We start from the raw sequence: 5,687 nt of genomic DNA on the forward strand, positions 1-5,687 counted from the left end.
GACATCGGGCTTGCGCCCTCGTCTTGCCGACTCCCCCTCAAGGGGGGAGTGATGCGTACGAAAGCAGAAATCCATGGCGGATAAGAGAGAGCCGCTGTGCTTCCCTTCGATTGCGTAACGGCTTGGCGCCGTTTGCCTGCGGTTGTCATACCTGCGTAAGTCTGGCATTTTTGCGCCTGGGCAGGCGATACGCGCGGCCCTTGACTTACCGATTTCCCATCATGACTGCCGCTATAGATCGTTCCGGTTGCCGCCTGCCGCGGCAGGGCGGGGGCATGGCCCGGCGCACGCAATCCCGGCACTGTAGCCCGGTACGCGATGGCCCGCCCGCCGTGCGGGAGTTTCCCCGGTGAACGCCGGCGCCGATTGGGACGCGGCCCTGCGGCGCCTGGCCGGGGTGCTGGAGGAAGGCCGGCGCCCGCGCATCAAGGCCGACCCCGAAGATCAATTGAAGCCGCCCGTGATTGACCTGTTGCGCGCCGCCGGGGCCGACTGCAAGCTGAAGGTAGGGGCCGCCACCGAGGTGCGGGCCGCCGACCTTGGCGTCCGCCCCGACATCGGCGTGTCCGTCGGCGGCCTGCTCTGCGGCTATGTCGAACTCAAGGCGCCCGGCAAGGGCGCGAACCCGCGGCGCTACAAGGGCCACGACCGGGAGCAGTGGCAGCGCCTCCGGGATCTGCCCAACCTGATATACACCGACGGTTGCGAGTGGGCGCTGTACCGCAACGGCGCCCTGGTCAAGGAGCGGTTGCCTCTGGAAGATGCCTCCGGCCTGCGCGAGCTGCTGCGGACATTTCTGCTCTGGGAGCCGCACGTTCCCGTTCAGCCGCGCCGCCTGGCGAAATTTCTCGCCCCCTTCTGCCGCTTCATCCGCGACGACGTGGAAAAGGCGCTGCAAAGGGAGAATTCCGCCATCAGGCAATTGGCCTCCGAGTGGCGCAGCTCGCTGTTTCCCGAGGCCAGCGACGCCGAGTTTGCCGACGCTTACGCCCAGAGCCTCGCCTACGCCCTGCTGCTGGCGCGGTTGGAACGGGAGGACGCCGATGTGCGCTCCATCGCCGCCGCGGCCGACGCCCTGGCGGGAGGCAACAACCTGCTCGCCGAGGTTCTGCGCGTACTGGGCCAGGACGCCGCCCGCGAAGACATCGCCCCAGGCTTGGACCTGTTGACCCGCTCGCTCAACGCCCTCGATACCGGCGCATTCATTGCCGCCGGCGCCAAGTCCGACCAGCGCGAGCCCTGGCTCTACTTCTACGAAGATTTTCTCGCCGCCTACGACCCCAAGTTGCGCAAGAACTCCGGCGTCTATTACACGCCGCCGCAGGTCGTGCGTTGCCAGGTGCGCCTGGTCTCCGAATTGTTGCGCGGGCGCTTCGGCAAGCCGCTCGCCTTTGCGGACGACGGCGTAACCTTCCTCGACCCCGCGGCCGGCACCGGCGCCTACCTGGTGGCGGCCATCCAGCACGCGCTGGACCTGGTGCGCGAACGGCAAGGCCCGGGCGCCGTCGCCGCCCGCGCCAGCCTGCTCGCCCGCAACCTGTACGGCTTCGAGTGCCTGGTCGGCCCCTACGCCGTAACGCACCTGCGCCTGGCGCGGGAGATCCGCGGCGCCAAAGGCGAACTGCCCGGCGGGCGCCTGCAAGTGTTCCTGGCCGACACCCTGCAAAGCCCCTGGACCACGCCGCCCGAGGCGCTGAGCCTGCAACATCGCCCGCTGGTGGAGGAGCAACGCAAAGCCATCGCCGTCAAGGACCGCGCCACCCCCATCCTGGTCTGTCTGGGCAACCCGCCCTACGACCGCCAGCAGATCGCCCCCGACGAAGGCGCCCGCCGCAAAGGCGGCTGGGTGCGCCACGGCGACCGGGAGGAGGGCGCGGCCGTCGGCCAGCGCCCCCCGATCCTGGAGGACTTCCTGCGCCCGGCCCGCGAGGCCAAGGCCGGCGTACACCTCAAGAACCTCTACAACGACTACGTGTATTTTTGGCGCTGGGCCTTGTGGAAACTCTTCGACGCGCACCCCGACGGCGGCATCGTCTCCTTCATCACCGCCTCCTCCTACCTGGCCGGTCCCGGTTTCGTAGGGATGCGCGAGGTCATGCGCCGCACCTTCGACGAACTCTGGCTGCTGGACCTGGAGGGCGGCGGCCTGGGCGCGCGCAAGACGGAGAATGTCTTTGCGATTCGGACGCCCGTCGCCATAGCGGTCGGCATGCGCAAAGGCGGCGGCGACCGCGACGCGCCCGCAAAAGTGCGCTACGCGAAGTTCGAAGGTACGCGCGAGGAGAAGCTGGCTTCGCTGGAGCGCATCGAGAGTTTTGCCGATGTGGAGTGGCGGGAGTGTCCCGATGGCTGGCAGGCGCCATTCAAGCCGGAGGGCGAGGGCGATTACTTCAGTTGGCCGGCGCTTACGGATATTTTTCCGTGGCAGCAATCGGGCGCAAAATTCGGAAGGGGTTGGCCTATCGGAGAAACCGAGGGGGTTCTGCAAGATCGCTGGGAGCAAATGACCTCTCTTTCAGGCGAAAGGAAGAGGCGCGCTTTCAAGGAGACTCGTGACCGCAAGATTCACCGCACCTACAGAGATTTGGACGGCAATCCGATGCAGACTATTGAGCAGACTGGACGGAGCAGTCACGCGCCTAAAATCAATCCTTATGCCTATCGCGCCTTCGACCGGAGATATGCCCTGTTGGATAACCGCCTTGGCGACGTTATTAGTGTGGAACTGTTGCGTGCATGGAGCGAATCGCAGATCCATATGACCAGTTTGTTGACCGGCGTCATTGGCGCAGGTCCCGCCGCCGTTGCAACCGAATTGATTCCCGATCTGGATCATTTCCGAGGTTCCTTTGGCGCCAAACACATCATCCCTCTATGGCGCGACTCTGCCGCCACCCATCCCAACATCACCCCCGGCCTGCTCGACCAGCTCGCCGAGCGCTACGCCGACTCGATTGCCCCGGCGGAACTCTACGCCTACTGCTACGCCTTACTCGCCGCCCCCGGCTACGCCCGGCGCTACGCCGCCGAGTTGGAAACCCCCGGCCCGCGCATCCCCATCGCGCAAGAGCTCGCTCTCTTCCGCCGCGCCGCCGAACTGGGCCGCCACCTCGTCTGGCTGCACACCTGGGGCGCCCGCCTCTCCCCTCAATCCGGGCTGCCCGGCGCCCCCGCTGCCCGCCCCGCTGCCGCGCGCCGCGCCGCAAGCCCGCCCGCGCATGGCAAGGCGCGTTGCCGCCAGGCCGTACCCGGCGGCGCGGACGACTACCCCGACCGGTGCGGCTACGATGCCGCCGCCCGCGAGATTCGCATCGGCCCCGGCCGCTTCGGTCCCGTATCGCCGCAGGTGTGGAACTACGAGGTTTCCGGCTACCGCGTCGTGCAGCAGTGGATCAAGCGCCGCCTTCTGCGCGGCGCGGGCCGCCGCTCCTCCCCCCTGGACGACATCCGTCCCCGCGCCTGGGATCACCGCCTCACCGACGCCCTGCTGCAACTGCTTTGGACCCTGGAGCACACCCTGGCAATGTCCGCCGCCCTCGACGCCGCCCTGGAGGCCGTCGCCGCCGCCCCCTGTCTGCAAGCCGCGCACCTCCCCGCTCCCTCCGCCGCCGACCGCCGCCCGCCCCGCCGCGCCGCCGCCGGCGACCGCCCCCTCCTAAGCCCTGAGCGGGCTTCCGACTGATCCTGCCGCGCCCCGTGCTATACTTTTCCCTCTCCCCCGGAGGGGCGGGTCATGCACTGGCTCAAGATCAAGAACATCCGTTGCTTCGCAGAACCCGATCCCATCGAGATCCGCCCTCTGACCTTGCTGATCGGAGAAAACAGCACGGGCAAGACCACCGTCATGGCGTGCCTCCATACGCTGCTCTGTTTTTTTTCTGGGCATGGAGTGCGCTTCAACCGCGGACCTTTCGAGATGGGCTCCTTCCTGGAGATCGCTCGCAAGAGGGACGGCAATGGCGGCCAGGCGGAGGGGTTCTCGTTGTCTATAGGCGGGACCGAGGATTCTTTCGAGTGGGGCTTCGACTTTTCGCGTAAAGAAAACGGCCTTGATCCGAGGTTGTCGGAAATCCGCTACTGGGCGCCGGATTTCCGGGCCACTCTATCGGGAGACAGGCTGGTGTTGAAAACGGCATCCGGTGAAGCTTCCGTGCCAGTCGGTGAATTCGCTCCCGAGGAGTATCCCACTGACAATTCCCCCAACTTAGCGATGTATTATGCTTTCATGCAAGGATGCCAGAGTGATCGAAAATTAGAAGAATTGTACAAGGAGTCATATAACGGGTTTTACTGGCCTTTTTCAATCAAAGAATGGCGCGGAATTTGCGCGCCGTTCCATTCGGGAAGTATCCATGCTCTTGGGCCGATTCGTTCGCGGCCCCAGAGGACATACACCCCGGTGCAGGATATGGAGGACCCGGAAGGCAGTCATGCTTCGGCGTACCTGGCAAGGTTATCCCGGTACGACAAGGACGGGTGGCGGAAATTCAAGCAGCGGCTGGACAGGATCGGTACCGCCCTGGATCTTTTCAAGAGCATCTCTATACGGAGCCATGGGAAAAACCCCAGCGACCCTTTTCAGATTGAGTTAAAGGTCGCCCCCGGCGCCGCCGGCAACCTGATCTCGGACATGGGTTACGGGGTAGGCCAGATGCTCCCTGTATTAGTGGATGTACTACGGGCGCGCGAACGGGAGCTCTTTTTGATCCAGCAGCCGGAGATCCACCTGCATCCGCGCGGCCAGGCCGAACTGGGCAGTTTCTTCGGGCGGATGGCAAAGGAAGGCAAGCACACCTTCCTTGTGGAGACCCACAGCGATTACCTGCTCGACCGCGTGCGGACAGACGTGCGGGACAAGGAGCACCCCCTTGGCGCGGGAGATGTATCCATCCTCTACTTCGAGCGGGCCAGGAAGGGCAGCGAGGTAAAGGTTTACAACATGACCCTGGACGAGCAGGGCAACTTTCGGAACGCGCCGGACAGTTACCGCGATTTCTTTATCAAGGAACATCAGCGCTTTCTGGGAATAGATTGAGATGTGCTGCATCGTTGATAATTCCGTTGTGGGGGAACTGGTTTCCAGGCGCACCCCGCGGTCGAAATTATTTTTGAAGCTTCAACTCGCAAGGAAGATTCGAATCGCCACATGTGGCGAGCTCAAGAAAGAATACGGGAAGCATCAGGCCGCCATTGATTTTTTCGTAAGGGTAAGGAGAAACAATTTATTGGACGATATAGACGATGAGCAGATTGATGCCGAGAAGGATCTCGTAGTCAAAGCGGCCCAGCCCAAGTCTAACGATCTGCATGTGCTGGCATTGGCCAGGGTCAGCGGCGCTCGCGTTATCGCAACCGATGACAGAGCATTGCAGGAAGACATCGGCAATAAGAAGCTTCTGGACGCCCCCAGGGGAAAAGTCTTTTCCAACGAGAATCAACGCCACCTTTTCTCCGGGCAATACTGCCAGTCCCCCAAGTGAGGCTCGCGCCCCTCCGCAAGGAGCGCGAAGCGCGCGCTTTATACGCTGGATTCCTGCTTTCGCAGGAATGGCGAGGTGGGGGCATGGGAATGGCGGAGTAGGCTTTATTCGCTGGATGCCCATAGAGTTTTTACACAGCCTGTTTTTTTTCTGTCATTCCGGCGAAAGCCGGAATCCCGCGCAAATAGAGCGCGGAACGCGCACATT

Annotated in this window: 3 protein-coding genes; all 3 read left to right on the forward strand. The window is 63.8% G+C overall.

Annotated elements, in window-relative coordinates; all coding sequences use genetic code 11:
• Positions 1-349: 349 nt before the first annotated feature.
• The 3 genes from OXU43_00420 (at position 350) to OXU43_00430 (ending at position 5,480) form a co-directional block, all read left to right on the forward strand.
• Positions 350-3,682, forward strand: coding sequence for an N-6 DNA methylase (locus OXU43_00420; protein ID MDD9823643.1), 3,333 nt, complete (start codon positions 350-352; stop codon positions 3,680-3,682).
• 51 nt (positions 3,683-3,733) lie between these two features.
• Entirely contained in the window at positions 3,734-5,035 is a 1,302-nt protein-coding gene (locus OXU43_00425; GenBank protein MDD9823644.1) for an ATP-binding protein, read from the forward strand.
• A gap of 73 nt (positions 5,036-5,108) precedes the next feature.
• Positions 5,109-5,480, forward strand: coding sequence for a hypothetical protein (locus tag OXU43_00430; protein MDD9823645.1), 372 nt, complete (start codon positions 5,109-5,111; stop codon positions 5,478-5,480).
• Positions 5,481-5,687: the final 207 nt, after the last annotated feature.

The organism is Gammaproteobacteria bacterium (genome assembly GCA_028817255.1).
Lineage (GTDB): Bacteria > Pseudomonadota > Gammaproteobacteria > Porifericomitales > Porifericomitaceae > Porifericomes > Porifericomes azotivorans.

Excerpts from the sequence above, each read along its gene's own strand:
- OXU43_00425 (MDD9823644.1), top strand. The coding sequence starts at position 3,734 with ATGCACTGGCTCAAGATCAAGAACATCCGTTGCTTCGCAGAACCCGAT.